A 14,361-nucleotide genomic window follows, 5' to 3' on the forward strand; every position below is an offset into this window, starting at 1 on the left:
CCGGAGTGAGGCGCATATTTACAGCAGTTCAATCAGATCATCATCTTTCAGTGCTCCGCCGCCGCTCAAAGCTTCATCAAAATAGTGCTTCGGCACGGTGTAGCGCAGGTGATCCAGCGCCGCCTTCATGCTGCGGTCGTCTATTGCATGCCCCAGATCGTCAATCAAATCCAGCGTAACGTCCCCACCCAGGCTAAGTAACTTCTCGGCGGCATCCACCGAATGCGTCGCGTGGATCACTTTATCGTTATCGCCGTGAATCAGATGAATCGTGGTGCTGGTAGACGCCTGCTGCGGCAACTCCGCGTAACGCCCGCTAAAGGCGATGACACGCGCCGCAAGGCCCGGCTGCGCTTTAATGCTTTCCAGCGCCATGATAGCCCCCTGCGAAAAACCGATCAGCGCAGTAGCCGTGGGCGGCACGCCGCTTTGCTGCTGCCAGTAACGCACGGTTTCAATAAAGGCTGGCATCACGACATCCACTCGCTGCTGGCGGTTTTCCTCCGTTACGCCCGCCACGGAAAACCACTCCCGGCCTGCGCCGCTTTGGCCCGGGCCGCTAATACTGACCACCAGTGCGTCAGGAAATTCCGGAGCAAACCAGCTGCCGATTTCGCCCATCGCTTTCGCCGTGTCGCCCACGCCGTGGAACAGCAGTATCAGTTGGCTGGCGGGGGTGACGGGGCTTTGGACAACAAAATGGTCATGTTTCATGGTTTTCTCCTGGTTGATGAAGACAACTATACGCCGCCGTCAGGGGATGACCATGCCGTTTCATTGAACAAGTTAGTGGAATTTTTGCAATTGCAAAATGCCGTTTCGCAGCGCCTCTGCCCTTGCCTGGTCCAGGTTATCCAACGCGCTTCGAGCTTCCTCACGCATCAGCGCAAGCAACGCTTTTTTGCCAGAAAGCCCCAGCCGCTGGCTAAGTACTTCGCTGCTTTCACGCCGATCCAGGCGACCGCGCAGGGCGTGAAGCGGTAAAGGGCTCGCCAGCAGAAGGCGATTCAACGCGCCCAGGCAGGCTTCCAGCGGACGATGCGCGAAAGCAAAGCCGGACAGCTCTTCCCAGTCTGCTGCCAACAGTTCTGTTGGGCTATCCGTGGTCAGCGGCAAAGCCAATTCCAGCCAGGTTTTTTGCCATGGCCAGTCTCGCTGTAGCCGCTGCCGCTCATTTTCCATCAGCGACTGGCCTTCCGGCGTGAGCGGCAATAGCGCCATCGCGCTGTAGCAGCCGCTGCTGGCCTCTTTGTAAGAACCAATTCGAACCAGCTCGAACCCGCAGCGCTGCCAGAAGCGCCATAGCTCATCGGTGTAGCCGAAGCTGACCGAGAGATAGTCATGTCGAGCCTTCGCGGCCTGGCGTGCAAGCTGAACCATGCTGGCGCCGATATGTTCACGCTGGCGCTGAGGATGGACGGCAATGCGGCTGATACGCAGCCCACGCAAAGTAGCGGCAAGCGGGCTCCCGCCATGCGCCGCCAGCGATTGCGCCACCAGATTGCCTCTGGGGCGACGGAATCCGGCCCACACGCTGCGGCTCAGGTTTTCATCAAGCCCGCCTTCTTCGACCATCCACAACGCGCCTGCGCACAGCTCGCCCATATTAGCAGCGATAAAATGCTGGCCGGGAGCATCAAGCATGCGTCGCCAGTCGAGCGGCGAGGTGCGGTAATGCGCGCCCGAAAGCAGCCGGTACATCTGCTTTAACTGCTCAGGTTTACGCGACCAGTCTGCCTGCTCAACAACCTGTAAAACAGGATCGCCCTGCGGGAATTGTTCAAGATCCGGCTCATCGAACAGCATGATCCTGTCAACGGCATGTTCCAGCGGATCGCCCAGCGCCCAGCGGATCGGCGTATCAAGCGCGAAGCGCCTGAGCGACGGCAGTGTTGCGCAGAACTTCAGTAAAAAACCGCGCCCGGTTCCCTCGTACCCTTGCACCGTCGTGGTCAACAAAACGCGTGGGAAGCGATCTATTAGCTGGCGTAACAGCGGGGCCGGAATCGCCGCCGCCTCGTCAACCACCAGCCAGTCATACGCCGGCAGATCGTGTTCAGCAGCCAGCGCGTCCGGAGCCATAAACTGGAAAGATTCTCCGGCATAGCGAGCCAAAACGTCGGTGGCGGCCTTTGCCGGAGCGGTGACCAGAGAATCGCCTGGGCTGCGGCCAACCAACATACCGGCCAGAGCAGACTTGCCCCGCCCTCTGGCCGCCGTCACCACCGCTACGCCGCGCTCCATCTCAGACAAATTATCGAGAATGGCAGCCTGCTCCTGCTCAGGCGCGCCGCTCGCGGGCTGCCAGTCAGGACGAAAAGCAAAGCGATTCAGGGTAAGCGGCTCATGCTGCTGCCATAACATGGACTCTGAGTCCTGCCGTATGCAGCGCTGCAGATGGGAAACAAAATGGGGGGTCGGGATCGCGTGGGGAGTATCGCTCCAGCGGCAGGAATCTTCATCGGGAAGCGAAGGCCAGCGCGGCCAGTCGGGCGTCAGCAACAACAGCCAGCTGCCCGCTTTCAGCATCCCGGAAAGCGCCGCGAGCGCGGCGGCATCCAGTCCGAGCCTGGCATCGAATACGGCATGCTGAAACTCACGCCCCAGCATGCTACGCACCGCCGAGGGTGCACAGTGAAAAGGCAACTCAGGCGAAGGGCCAACCCACAGCCAGTCTCCAGTTAAAGAAGCCGACAGCGCGGCAACCTGCTGGCCGCTCCATTCACATTCGCCGGCCAGCACCATCAGCCGACGAATGCCCGTTTGCTGCATTTGCGTCGTCGCCTGCTGCAGCTGCTCTATCGTCCCTGCGGTCATTGATTAACGGAGCGCATTGCCGAAGGTGTTGCACTGGGCAGGATCGCCGCCGTCAAAACCACGTTTGAACCAGGTGTAGCGCTGCTCTGAGGTGCCGTGGGTAAAACTGTCCGGCACCACGCGGCCCTGGCTTTGCTGTTGCAGGCGATCGTCCCCGATGGCTTCGGCAGCATTGAGCGCCTCTTTCAGATCGCCCGAGTCAAGCACCTGCTGTTTCTGCATGCTGTTACCCCAGACGCCAGCGAAACAGTCGGCCTGAAGCTCCATTTTCACTGAGAGGCGGTTAGCTTCAGCCTGGGACGCATTCTGCTGTAGCTGGCGTACTTTCGGCTCAATGCCCAGCAGCTTCTGCACGTGGTGGCCGACTTCGTGAGCAATCACGTAGCCTTGCGCAAAGTCGCCGCCTGCGCCAAGTTTATTGCGCATATCGTCGTAGAAAGAGAGGTCGATATAGACGGTGCTGTCCGCCGGGCAGTAGAACGGCCCCATCACGGACTGGCCGGTACCGCAGCCGGTGCGCGTTGCCCCGCGATACATCACCAGCTTAGGCTGCTGATAGGTGCGGCCCATTTTCTGGAAAATTTCACCCCAGGTATCTTCGGTTGTCGCCAGAATCACCGAGGTAAACTTAGCGGCCTCGTCGTCTTTCGGGCTGATGGTACGCTGCTGGGAAGATTGCTGAGAGACTTGCGGCTCGCCGGACAGGAAGGAAGTGAGATCGACGCCGTAATAGCTTGCCACAATGACCACGACCAGCAGCACCAGGCCACCTTTACCCCGAGGAATGCGGAATCCGCCGCCACCCATGCTCATGCCGGGGCCGGAGGCGTCATTGCGCCTGTCTTCTACATTGTCGCTTTCGCGACGTCCTTGCCAACGCATACGCTCATCCTCATTCACAATCACAACTTGTAATGGATAGATCGTAGGTGGTTACCGGCAGGATTACCATAAGAACAGACAGCGAAAAAACAGGGTGCGCAAAAACGCACCCCATTGCGCAACGTAAACGATTGCGTGGTTAGTCTAATTTAACGCCGAGACGGTGAGCAACTTCCTCATACGCTTCAATCAGGCCACCCAGACTCTGGCGGAAACGGTCTTTGTCCATCTTATCAAGCGTTTCTTTGTCCCACAGGCGGCTGCCGTCGGGTGAAAACTCATCGCCCAGCACCACTTCGCCCTTAAACAGGCCAAACTCCAGCTTGAAGTCAACGAGGATCAGGCCAGCGTCATCAAACAGCTTGCTCAGCACGTCGTTAGCTTTGTAGCTCAGCTCGCGCATGCGGGCCAGATTCTCTTTGCTCACCCAGCCAAAGGTTTCGCAGTAAGATTCATTGACCATCGGGTCGTGCATGGCGTCGTTTTTCAGGAACAAATCGAACAGCGGTGGGTTCAGCTCAATACCTTCTTCAATACCAAGGCGCTTCACCAGTGAACCCGCAGCGCGGTTACGAATCACGCATTCTACCGGCACCATGTCGAGCTTCTTCACCAGCACTTCGTTGTCAGAAAGCAGCGCTTCCATCTGGGTCGGGATACCCGCTTCTTCCAGTTTGGCCATAATGAAATGGTTAAACTTGTTGTTTACCATGCCTTTACGGTCGAACTGCTCGATGCGTGCCCCGTCACCTGCTGACGTATCGTTACGGAATTCGAGCACCAACAGATCCGGGTTTTCCGTACTGTAAACGGTTTTCGCTTTGCCGCGATACAACTCAGCTTGCTTTTGCATCTTTCTTACTCCAGGTATAGCGATCGCTTGCGCAATCGGAGGGGTTTACCCGTCATACTTCAAGCTGCATGTGCGTTGGTTGCTCCTGCTCACTCCGGTCACATAGTTAGCTATGCTCCCGGAGATTTCCAGGCTTACCGCCTTCCTGCAGCTCGAATTATTTAGGGTATCTACATAGGCCTAAATAACAAGGGCCGGAATTAACCGGCCCCTGAGTGTTACTTGCTGAATGCTGCCTGGAAGACAGCGACCAGCGCATCGTTCTGAGACTGCGTCAACGGATGCCCTTTCGGGTCGATGAACTGCAGGCTGCTGCGGTTATCGAGGTCGCCAACCTGCAGCTTATAGTCGCCGTTGGTCAGCCCCGGGTCTTTCGCTCCCAGATCGCTCCAGCTGCTGTCAGACAATGCTTTGTAGGTGACCGCGATATTGCCCTTAGAACGGGTTGTATCGGTGACCTTCATGCCCGCTTTTTCAAGCGCAGCCGGCAGGCGGTTCCACACCACGTTGAACGGCGCACGAACGACCAGCATTGGCAGCCCGGTATCATCCGCCGCGCTCTGCACATCAAGCTGCGCTGAACTGCGGTTGTCCTGCGCATTCTGGCGGGTCGTTTCAGACTTATCGAGACCGGCACTGATGATGTTCAGCATTTGCGCGCTGTAGCGTTGCAGAGAAGAAGCATCCGCCACAGGCTTGCCGCCCTGCTCGAGGTTCAACAGTTTGACAACAACGGACTGCTGGTAGCCCTGCGGCTGCACGCTAATCTGGTAACGGCCGCGGTACTGCACGTCTTCGTCAGCACGGTTCCACTGAACCCAGTCAGTTGTCAGGGTCTGGCCGGCATCGTTGCGTTGTGCGATAGCGTAGTTCCCGGATTGCAGAATGCTCACAACCTGAGACCAAAGGCCGCTCGCCTTGTTAGCTTCAACCTGCAGCGTAGCGGTGTCACCGGTAAACTGAGTGCGCGCCCCGTTCACCAATGCCAGCGCCTGCGCAGGTGGGCGAATATCCAGCTGCTTACCTACAGCACCGCTGCCGTTGGTGACCGGAATGTTGTAGTCGCCATTCTGAATCGGCAGGATCATCCCGGCCGGAGAATGGATTTCCGCAAGTGGAGTCGCCTCCAGGTAGGACTCATCGCCGCTAACCTGACGCTTGTAACGTTGATCGGAACTGCACGCCGCTAACAGCATGGCGAGCGAAACAACAGCAACTTTTGCCACCGTCGACTTCTGTACTGAGTAAGCCATCAAATCTCCCTAAGCTTTACAGCAGACCGGCATGCTTAAGCGCGCTAATAATCACCGGGCGACTTGCGTCGGTCAGCGGCGTCATCGGCAGGCGTAAGGTATCGGTTGCCACAAGACCCAACTCCCTGGCGGCCCATTTCACCGGGATAGGGTTGGGTTCTACAAACAATTTATGGTGCAGCGGCATCAGACGCTGATTAATTTCGCGAGCCTGTGCAAATTGCCCTGAGATGGCCAGTTTACACATTTCCGCCATCTCACGCGCGGCTACGTTTGCGGTCACGGAAATTACGCCGTGGCCACCAAGCTGAATAAAGTCCAGCGCGCTGGCGTCATCGCCGCTCACCAGGATGAAGTCATCTTCAACCAGCTCTTTGATCTGGTTTACGCGGCTTAAGTTCCCGGTGGCTTCTTTGATACCGATAATATTTTTGATTTTCGCCAGGCGGCCAACGGTTTCCGGCAGCATGTCACAGCCGGTGCGAGACGGCACGTTATACAGCATCTGCGGCAGATGGGTGCTTTCAGCAATCGCTTTAAAGTGCTGGAACAGTCCTTCCTGGGTAGGTCGGTTGTAATAAGGGGTGACCGTCAGGCAGCCTACAATGCCGCTGTCCTGCAGGTGATGTGTCAGGGAAATCGCTTCGGAGGTGGCGTTAGCCCCGGTACCGGCAATGATCGGGATACGCCCGTCCGCCAGTTCCACGGTCAGCTTCACTACGTCGACGTGTTCGTCGTGGCTTAAGGTAGCCGATTCGCCGGTAGTCCCTACCGAGACAATCGCCGATGTTCCGCTGGCGACATGGTAATCAATCAGTTTTTTCAGGCTGGACCGGCAGACATTACCTTTCTCATCCATCGGCGTAATTATCGCGACAACACTTCCCGTAAACATTAGCCACCCTCTGTGCAAACATGTTCTCCAATGTTACGTTTGGTGCCATAGCAAAAGCAAGCCGCCAGAAGGCGCTAAGCGGTTGGCAGCTTACTTTTTTTATGCTTTCCTAATGTGAATCTCACCGATTGACAGGAAGAATACGTTTGACACCCTCATCACACCATTATTTGGTTATCACAGCCCTGGGGGCGGACCGTCCGGGTATCGTCAATACCATCACCCGTCACGTAAGCAGCTGCGGCTGTAACATCGAAGACAGCCGTCTTGCTATGCTGGGTGAAGAATTCACCTTTATCATGCTGCTTTCCGGCAGCTGGAACGCGATAACCCTGATCGAATCCACCCTGCCGCTAAAAGGCGCAGAACTCGATCTGCTAATTGTGATGAAACGCACAACCGCGCAGGAAAGACCGGCTACGCCTGCTACCGTGTGGGTGCAGGTTGAAGTGGCGGACTCGCCGCACCTGATTGAGCGATTTACCCACCTGTTTGACACCCATCAGATGAACATTGCCGAGCTTGTCTCCCGTACTCAGCCTGCTGAAAACGGCGTGGGGCCGCGCCTGTACATTCAGATAACTGCCCACAGTCCTGGTTCACAGGATGCGACAATTATCGAGCAAGCGTTTAAAGCCCTATGTACAGAATTGAAAGCAGAAGGCACTATTAACGTGGTTAACCCACAGCAAGATGATTAAAGACGGAGAGTAGTGATGAGCCCACTGAAAGCCGGTGATATTGCACCGAAATTTAGCTTGCCCGATCAGGACGGCGAACAAGTAAATTTAACCGACTTCCAGGGACAGAGAGTTCTGGTTTATTTCTATCCAAAAGCAATGACACCAGGCTGCACCGTGCAGGCATGTGGTTTGCGCGACAACATGGATGAGTTGAAAAAGCGTGGCGTGGAAGTGCTGGGCATCAGCACCGACAAGCCGGAAAAACTTTCCCGTTTTGCCGAGAAAGAGCTGCTTAACTTCACCCTGCTTTCTGACGAAGACCATCAGGTTTGCAGTCAGTTTGGCGTGTGGGGCGAGAAATCTTTTATGGGCAAAACCTATGACGGCATTCACCGCATCAGCTTCCTGCTGGACGGCGACGGTAAAGTGGAGAAGGTGTTTGACGATTTCAAAACCAGCAATCACCACGATATCGTTGTAAACTGGCTGACTGAAAACGCCTAAGAACAGATAAAAAAGCCGACATCTCAGTCGGCTTTTTTCTGGCTGTTATTCGCGGCTCACCGCGTCATCCCCCACCGAAGCATCCGGCCAGGCATGAACCACGGCTTTAATCAGCGTTGCCAGCGGGATAGCGAAGAACACGCCCCAGAAGCCCCACAGCCCGCCGAAAATCACCACCGACAGAATAATCACCAGCGGATGAAGATTCACCGCCTCCGAGAACAGCACCGGCACCAGCAGGTTGCCGTCCAGCGCCTGAATAATCAGGTACACGCCAAACAGCGTCCAGAACTCAGTGCCGAGGCCAAACTGGAACAGCGCCACGCAGATAACCGGAATGGTGACCACAAACGCGCCGATGTACGGAATAAGCACCGAGAAGCCAACCAGCACCGCCAGCAGCAACGAATAGTTCAGCCCGAAGACAATAAAGCCGATATAGGTCGCCACGCCCACGACGATCATTTCCAGCACTTTACCGCGAATATAGTTGGTGATTTGCTGGTTCATCTCCAGCCAGACCTGCCCCGCCAGGCCACGGTTGCGCGGCAGAACGCGGCGCACGGCGTTCAGCATCTGCTCTTTATCCTTCACCAGGAAGAACACCATTAGCGGCACCAGAATCAGATAGATAGCCAGCGTCAGCAGCCCAACCAGCGACGCCAGGGAGAATTTCACCACCTGGTCGCCCATGCCTGACAGCCGCCCGCGCACGTTTTCGGCCATGGCGTCGATAATGCCCGCGTCCACCAGCGCCGGGTAGCGCTTCGGCAGCGTGGCGGCAAAATCAGAAAGCTTGTTGAGCATTCCCGGCATATCGCGAATCAGGTTAATGCCCTGCTGCCAGGCGACGGGAGCCACAAACAGCACCATCAGCAGCAAAATGCCGACAAACAGCACCAGCACGATAGTCGTCGCCCACGTTCGGGAACAGCCGACACGCTCCAGGCGTGCCGTCGGCCACTCGAGCAAATAGGCCAGAACAATAGCCACCAGCAGCGGTGCCAGCAGGCCATGAAGGAAGAACAGAATGCAAAAGCCCGCCACAAGAATAACCAGCAGCGCAATCGCCTCCGGATCGCTGAAACGACGGCGATACCACTGCAACAACATGTCGAGCATACATCCCTTCCGTGAAGTTTTTTTTGATGGCGAATTGTATCGAAATGTCACCGTAAAGACTTTGCTTTTTACGGCGGATTACAAAGGGATAATCAACCAAATAAAATCTTCGCAGCTTCAACGCCCTACAGTACACTTCTTTAAGCGAACAAACTTGTACTCATCGTGTCAAAATCTGACAACGACTAAACGGGACAGTAGTTATGGTTAGGCAGTTGAAAAAGACCCTGATTGCAACACTTACGGCCGCACTGCTGGCGGGAAGCGCACTCCCTGTAAACGCGGATGTGACTGACCAGCTTCCCGACATGGGAACATCCGCAGGCAGCACGCTGTCTATCGCCCAGGAAATGCAGATGGGCGATTTTTACGTCCGTCAGCTGCGAGGCAGCGCCCCGCTGATTAACGATCCATTACTCACGCAGTACATTAACTCGCTGGGGATGCGGCTGGTCAGCCACGCCAACTCGGTGAAAACGCCTTTCCACTTCTTCTTAATCAACAACGACGAAATTAACGCCTTCGCCTTCTTTGGCGGCAACGTGGTGCTGCATTCGGCGCTGTTCCGCTATGCCGACTCAGAAAGCCAGCTGGCTTCGGTGATGGCTCACGAGATTTCCCACGTGACCCAGCGCCACCTGGCGCGTGCGATGGAAGACCAGAAGAAAAATGCGCCGCTGACCTGGGTGGGTGCGCTGGGCTCGATCCTGCTGGCGATGGCGAGCCCACAGGTCGGGATGGCCGCGCTGTCCGGTACGTTGGCCGGGACTCAGCAAGGCATGATCAGCTTTACCCAACAAAACGAACAGGAAGCGGACCGCATTGGCATTCAGGTGCTGCAGCGCTCAGGCTTTGACCCGCAGGCGATGCCGGGCTTCCTGGAAAAACTGCTCGACCAGGCTCGCTACTCTTCTCGCCCGCCGGAAATTCTGCTGACTCACCCGCTGCCGGAAAGCCGCCTGGCGGATGCCCGCAACCGCGCCAACCAAATGCGCCCGGTGGTTGTGCAGTCCTCAGAAAACTTCTATATGGCGAAGGTTCGCACCCTGGGGATGTATAACTCAGGACGCAATCAGCTGACCCCTGACCTGCTGGATGCCTGGTCGAAAGGCAACGTGCGTGAGCAAAATGCAGCTCAGTACGGGCGAGCGCTACAGGCTTTGCAGGCGGATAAATATGACGAAGCAAGAAAAGCGCTTCAGCCGCTGCTAACCGCCCAGTCGGCAAACCCCTGGTATCTCGACCTGGCGACAGATATCGACCTCGGCCAGCACAAGGCAAACGACGCTATCAACCGGCTGAAAAACGCCCCGGATCTGAAGAACAACCCGGTGCTGCAGCTGAACCTCGCCAACGCTTATCTTGAAGGCGGGCAGCCCGCTGAAACGGCAACGCTGCTTAACCGCTACACCTTCGCCCATCCTGACGATACCAACGGCTGGGATCTGCTGGCTCAGGCGCAGGGCAAGCTAGGCAACCGCGATCAGGAGCTAGCCGCGCGCGCAGAAGTCATGGCGCTAAACGGCCGTCTGGATCAGGCCATTTCGCTGCTCAGCAGCGCCAGCTCGCAGGTGAAGCTCGGCAGCCTGCAGCAGGCCAGGTACGACGCCCGGATCGATCAGCTGCGCCAGCTACAGCAGCGCTTTAAACCTTATATGAAGATGTAACAGGAGTTCTTATGTCCAAGAAGGTCGAAATTTATCACAACCCACGCTGCTCCAAGAGCCGCGAAACGCTGAACCTGCTAAAGGAAAACGGCGTCGAGCCAGAAGTGGTGCTCTATCTGGAAACCCCACCGGATGCAGCGACCATCCAGTCGCTGCTGAAGAAGCTGGGCTTCACCAGCGCGCGTGAACTGATGCGCCGCAAAGAAGACCTGTACAAAGAGCTAAAGCTGGATGACGCCAGCCTCAGCGAGGAAGCGCTTATTAACGCGATGATTGAGCACCCGAAGCTTATCGAGCGCCCTATCGTTCTCGCCAACGGGAAAGCCCGTATTGGCCGTCCTCCTGAGCAGGTGCTCGAGATCCTCTAACCTGCCAGCCCGTTCCCTTCCGGGAACGGGTTAGCCGCTCACCGGCACAATTTTCAGCTCAGCTAACCCCACGCCCAGCTTACGCGGATCGTGCCCCAGAATATTGCCCTCGTTGGACAGCTGCGGCTTCGGTGGCTCAATGGTCAGCACCTTGCTGCCTTCAGGGTTATCAAAGCGCAGTGTGACGGTCGAGAGCTGGTCGCCAAAGGTGATGCTCTGCTCTTCATCACCGACCTTCACCGAAACCGGCTCGCCGACGTTCGGCCCAAAGGCTTTCGCCACCAGCACCAGATCGAACGTTGTCGGCAGCGGATCCTGATATTCAATCGTCACAGCCGGAGCCATGTTGGCGTTTGACCAACGGCCCCAGGCTTCCGGGCGCGAAATACCGCTGAACTGCTTCACGCTCTGCGGCGCCCCGGCCACGTTGAAAATGAAGCTGTCCGCCTGGTAGCGAATGTTGTTTTCATCCGCCTTCAGCAAGGCAACGTTGTTTTTAAAGCGCTCATTGCTCAGCGTTTGCCCGTCAAACTGCACGTTGTATTCGTCCAGCGGCTTGTCCACCAGCCTTACCGTTGGCTCGCCGCCCAGCTGCCCCTGCGCCACGCACAGCCCGGTAGAAAGCGCGAGCTGTGGCTCCCACAGGCGCGCCATTTTGTAGCAGCGGTCGGCCCAGATAAACCGGTCATCGCTTTTAAAATCCGCCAGCTGATAGCGCAATGGCGCGGAATATTCACTTTCCGGCAGCGGCTCAATTTTACCTTTACCGATCTTCAGCAGCAGCGGCAGCTTGAAGTGCGCGCCGGAGTAGCTGAACGTGTTCTTCTTCTGATCGATGCTGTAGCGGCTGATGGTTTTCGGGAAATTCCACAGATCGATCACGTCCGGCTTCCACTCGGAGATCTTCTCTTTCAGGTTGGTGAAGACCATCGACAGCGACTCGCCGGACAGGCTACTGCGCCCCAGGCCGATGTAGTTCCCGCCGCCGAGAATATCCAGCACCGTGGCGCCGTTATCCATCGTGTTGCGCTTCACGGCTTTTATTTCTGCCTGCGGTTTGTCGCCGCGAATCACAAAGAACAGGTTCTGCCTGTCCTGCTTGGTCAGGTATTTATACGCCGTGTTGTTCATCGCCAGATGATCGGAAGAAACCACGATCACTGTATTACGGAAATAAGGCGAGGCTTTGATTTTGTCTATCAACGCCGCGATATGCTCCTGGCTGCAGGAAACGGCGCTAAAAGAGCGGTTTTCTTTACCGTCGTAGCTGTAGCTGCGGCGGTTACATGTTCGCGAAATAAAGCCGTCCGGGTGATGAGTATCGACCGTCAGCGTAAACAGCGAGAAACGCTTCCCGGCTTTAGAAAGCTCGATAAACTTGTCATAAGCTTCATCCAGCACCGTATCATCGTAAAAGCCCCAGTTATTCTTGTAATTCGGGTCGGCCACCATCCCCTTCAGCTCCTGCGCGCCGTACATATGCTCGAAGCCGTGGGACTGCAGGAAGATATCTTTGCCGGCAAAGCGCAGGTCCGCGCCCTGGATAAAGTAGTTTTGATAGCCGGATGCCTTAAGAATATCGCCCAGGCAGATGTTCTTCGGGAAGAAGCTCGACATCGACGCCGAAGAGTTGCCTTCAAAAGGCGCAAACAGCGGGATCCCACACTGCGAGGCCACAATGCCCGCAATGGTGTAGTCCATGCCCGCCATCTGGCTGGTGTGGCTAAAATCTATCGCCTGGCTTTTCAGGGCGTTCAGCTCGGGCGCTAAGTCGGGAAACGCCTGCTCATCAAAATAAGTGCGCTCCAGGCTTTCGCCGTAGATATAAACCAGGTTCAGCTTTGGCTGTTTAATGGTGCCTTCCGGCACTTTATACCAGTCGGCAAAGTCAGACGTGCCGGTACGAGTCTGAGATTTAATCAGCGACACCACCTGCTGATACGCAGGCGTTGTTTTTATCGAAAACAGGGCCAGAAACAACGCCAGGGCGCTGTAGCCCAAATGATGAGGATGGTTCTTTCGGCGTAAAACCCAGGTCAGACCGCCAAAAATGGCAATTAACCCGACGGCCAGGCCCAGCCCCGGCAGAATGTATTTGCCGACGCCTGCGCCGGTCATACTGCTGGTGAGCGTATAGAGCACCGCATCGTTAATGCCTTCGCCGGTAAAATAGTTACTGGCCAGCAACGTCACGTTGAGCACGATGAACAGGCCGAGCATCAGCAGGATGATCGTCAGCCACCAGATATTTCGACCGGCCTTTACCGCATACACGGCAATAGCCGCCAAAAATAGCACCAAAGAAAGCAATTCGGACAACGCCAATACCTCAACCCTCGCGCAGCCTGGCGCGATTATTCATGCAGAAAAATAACAGCCGGTAATTTAACCTCACTGTCATATGGCTGCAATTCTCCTGACACTACTTTGCGCACAGCATCGACTTTTCAGAATTTCCCCTCAATTTTAAGACTGACGGCCTTTAATAGTTTCCAACTATTACAACCATCGCTACTACAACGAACCAGGGAATTGACCTTTTTGGCGCTAAAGTGCTGTAATTTCGCCGCTGTTATAATTTTTTAAAGTGGAATTGTAACGCGCAACACCGGCCACCCCCGCAACGGGTGGCCTTTTTTATGCCCGCAGAAAAACTGTTAGGAAATACCTCTTGATTCAATAAAACCTACCCATTAGAGCCCAGGGCTAAAATTCGTTACCTTTCTCCCATCGCAAAACGGAGGAAGTTTAGATGTCTTTAATTAATACCAAAATCAAACCATTCAAAAATCAGGCTTTTAAAAACGGCGAATTCGTTGAAGTTACGGAAAAAGATACCGAAGGCCGCTGGAGCGTTTTCTTCTTCTACCCGGCTGACTTTACTTTCGTTTGCCCGACCGAACTGGGCGACGTGGCTGACCATTACGAAGAACTGCAGAAGCTGGGCGTAGACGTTTATTCCGTCTCTACCGACACTCACTTCACCCACAAAGCGTGGCACGGCAGCTCTGAAACCATCGCTAAAATCAAATACGCGATGATCGGCGACCCAACCGGCGCGCTGACCCGTAACTTCGAAAACATGCGTGAAGATGAAGGTCTGGCAGACCGCGCAACCTTCGTTGTTGACCCACAGGGCATCATCCAGGCTATCGAAGTGACCGCCGAAGGCATTGGCCGTGACGCTTCTGACCTGCTGCGCAAAGTGAAAGCTGCCCAGTACGTAGCTTCCCACCCAGGCGAAGTTTGCCCGGCTAAATGGAAAGAAGGCGAAGCGACTCTGGCTCCATCTCTGGACCTGGTCGGCAAAATCTAAG

The 14,361-nt window shown here is 55.9% G+C and carries 13 protein-coding genes; 5 read left to right on the plus strand and 8 right to left on the minus strand.

The window, feature by feature from the left end:
* Nucleotides 1-18 precede the first annotated feature (18 nt).
* The 6 genes from ypfH to dapA all read right to left on the minus strand — a co-directional run bounded on the left by ypfH (nt 19) and on the right by dapA (nt 6,700).
* Nucleotides 19-714 (minus strand): esterase, encoded by a 696-nt coding sequence (ypfH, locus tag CNE01S_RS08665; RefSeq protein ID WP_061275211.1) that lies wholly within the window; start codon nt 712-714, stop codon nt 19-21.
* A 72-nt stretch (nt 715-786) separates the two neighbouring features.
* Nucleotides 787-2,817, minus strand: coding sequence for a tRNA(Met) cytidine acetyltransferase TmcA (locus CNE01S_RS08670; RefSeq protein ID WP_061275213.1), 2,031 nt, complete (start codon nt 2,815-2,817; stop codon nt 787-789).
* A gap of 3 nt (nt 2,818-2,820) precedes the next feature.
* Nucleotides 2,821-3,699, minus strand: a complete 879-nt coding sequence (gene ypfJ, locus CNE01S_RS08675; RefSeq protein ID WP_061275215.1) for a KPN_02809 family neutral zinc metallopeptidase — start codon at nt 3,697-3,699, stop codon at nt 2,821-2,823.
* A 139-nt stretch (nt 3,700-3,838) separates the two neighbouring features.
* Complete coding sequence (gene purC, locus CNE01S_RS08680) at nt 3,839-4,552, minus strand: phosphoribosylaminoimidazolesuccinocarboxamide synthase (protein WP_038480341.1); 714 nt, start codon at nt 4,550-4,552, stop codon at nt 3,839-3,841.
* 218 nt (nt 4,553-4,770) lie between these two features.
* Nucleotides 4,771-5,805, minus strand: coding sequence for an outer membrane protein assembly factor BamC (gene bamC, locus CNE01S_RS08685; RefSeq protein ID WP_061275216.1), 1,035 nt, complete (start codon nt 5,803-5,805; stop codon nt 4,771-4,773).
* 16 nt (nt 5,806-5,821) lie between these two features.
* The gene (dapA, locus tag CNE01S_RS08690) at nt 5,822-6,700 is read right to left on the minus strand and encodes a 4-hydroxy-tetrahydrodipicolinate synthase (protein ID WP_061275218.1); all 879 of its coding nucleotides are present in this window, start codon (nt 6,698-6,700) and stop codon (nt 5,822-5,824) included.
* Nucleotides 6,701-6,846: 146 nt separating this feature from the next.
* Here dapA and CNE01S_RS08695 point away from each other — a divergent pair, with 146 nt between their 5' ends.
* Together CNE01S_RS08695 and bcp are read left to right on the plus strand one after the other, a co-directional pair.
* The gene (locus CNE01S_RS08695) at nt 6,847-7,401 is read left to right on the plus strand and encodes a glycine cleavage system transcriptional repressor (protein ID WP_061275220.1); all 555 of its coding nucleotides are present in this window, start codon (nt 6,847-6,849) and stop codon (nt 7,399-7,401) included.
* A 15-nt stretch (nt 7,402-7,416) separates the two neighbouring features.
* Nucleotides 7,417-7,887, plus strand: a complete 471-nt coding sequence (bcp, locus tag CNE01S_RS08700) for a thioredoxin-dependent thiol peroxidase (RefSeq protein WP_039295873.1) — start codon at nt 7,417-7,419, stop codon at nt 7,885-7,887.
* 45 nt (nt 7,888-7,932) lie between these two features.
* Here bcp and CNE01S_RS08705 read toward each other — a convergent pair whose 3' ends face one another.
* The gene (locus tag CNE01S_RS08705; RefSeq protein WP_061275222.1) at nt 7,933-9,009 is read right to left on the minus strand and encodes an AI-2E family transporter; all 1,077 of its coding nucleotides are present in this window, start codon (nt 9,007-9,009) and stop codon (nt 7,933-7,935) included.
* 203 nt (nt 9,010-9,212) lie between these two features.
* On the opposite strand from CNE01S_RS08705, the gene bepA reads away from it, so the two are divergent.
* Nucleotides 9,213-10,676: a beta-barrel assembly-enhancing protease gene (bepA, locus tag CNE01S_RS08710; protein WP_061275224.1), complete on the plus strand. Its 1,464-nt coding sequence runs from the start codon at nt 9,213-9,215 to the stop codon at nt 10,674-10,676.
* Nucleotides 10,677-10,687: 11 nt separating this feature from the next.
* Nucleotides 10,688-11,044, plus strand: coding sequence for an arsenate reductase (glutaredoxin) (gene arsC, locus CNE01S_RS08715; RefSeq protein ID WP_061275226.1), 357 nt, complete (start codon nt 10,688-10,690; stop codon nt 11,042-11,044).
* A 30-nt stretch (nt 11,045-11,074) separates the two neighbouring features.
* Here the strand turns inward: arsC and opgB are convergent, their stop codons facing one another.
* Entirely contained in the window at nt 11,075-13,363 is a 2,289-nt protein-coding gene (gene opgB / locus CNE01S_RS08720) for a phosphatidylglycerol--membrane-oligosaccharide glycerophosphotransferase (RefSeq protein WP_061275228.1), read from the minus strand.
* A gap of 433 nt (nt 13,364-13,796) precedes the next feature.
* Between opgB and ahpC the strand changes: the two genes are divergently transcribed.
* Nucleotides 13,797-14,360, plus strand: coding sequence for an alkyl hydroperoxide reductase subunit C (gene ahpC / locus CNE01S_RS08725; RefSeq protein WP_008460202.1), 564 nt, complete (start codon nt 13,797-13,799; stop codon nt 14,358-14,360).
* Nucleotide 14,361 lies beyond the last annotated feature (1 nt).

The organism is Cedecea neteri NBRC 105707 = ATCC 33855 (genome assembly GCF_001571265.1).
Lineage (GTDB): Bacteria > Pseudomonadota > Gammaproteobacteria > Enterobacterales > Enterobacteriaceae > Cedecea > Cedecea neteri.

Coding starts and splice junctions, on each gene's coding strand:
- CNE01S_RS08670 (WP_061275213.1), bottom strand. CDS start 2,817: ATGACCGCAGGGACGATAGAGCAGCTGCAGCAGGCGACGACGCAAATG.
- bcp (WP_039295873.1), top strand. CDS start 7,417: ATGAGCCCACTGAAAGCCGGTGATATTGCACCGAAATTTAGCTTGCCC.
- ypfJ (WP_061275215.1), bottom strand. CDS start 3,699: ATGCGTTGGCAAGGACGTCGCGAAAGCGACAATGTAGAAGACAGGCGC.
- bamC (WP_061275216.1), bottom strand. CDS start 5,805: ATGGCTTACTCAGTACAGAAGTCGACGGTGGCAAAAGTTGCTGTTGTT.
- dapA (WP_061275218.1), bottom strand. CDS start 6,700: ATGTTTACGGGAAGTGTTGTCGCGATAATTACGCCGATGGATGAGAAA.
- ypfH (WP_061275211.1), bottom strand. CDS start 714: ATGAAACATGACCATTTTGTTGTCCAAAGCCCCGTCACCCCCGCCAGC.
- bepA (WP_061275224.1), top strand. CDS start 9,213: ATGGTTAGGCAGTTGAAAAAGACCCTGATTGCAACACTTACGGCCGCA.
- purC (WP_038480341.1), bottom strand. CDS start 4,552: ATGCAAAAGCAAGCTGAGTTGTATCGCGGCAAAGCGAAAACCGTTTAC.
- ahpC (WP_008460202.1), top strand. CDS start 13,797: ATGTCTTTAATTAATACCAAAATCAAACCATTCAAAAATCAGGCTTTT.
- CNE01S_RS08705 (WP_061275222.1), bottom strand. CDS start 9,009: ATGCTCGACATGTTGTTGCAGTGGTATCGCCGTCGTTTCAGCGATCCG.
- arsC (WP_061275226.1), top strand. CDS start 10,688: ATGTCCAAGAAGGTCGAAATTTATCACAACCCACGCTGCTCCAAGAGC.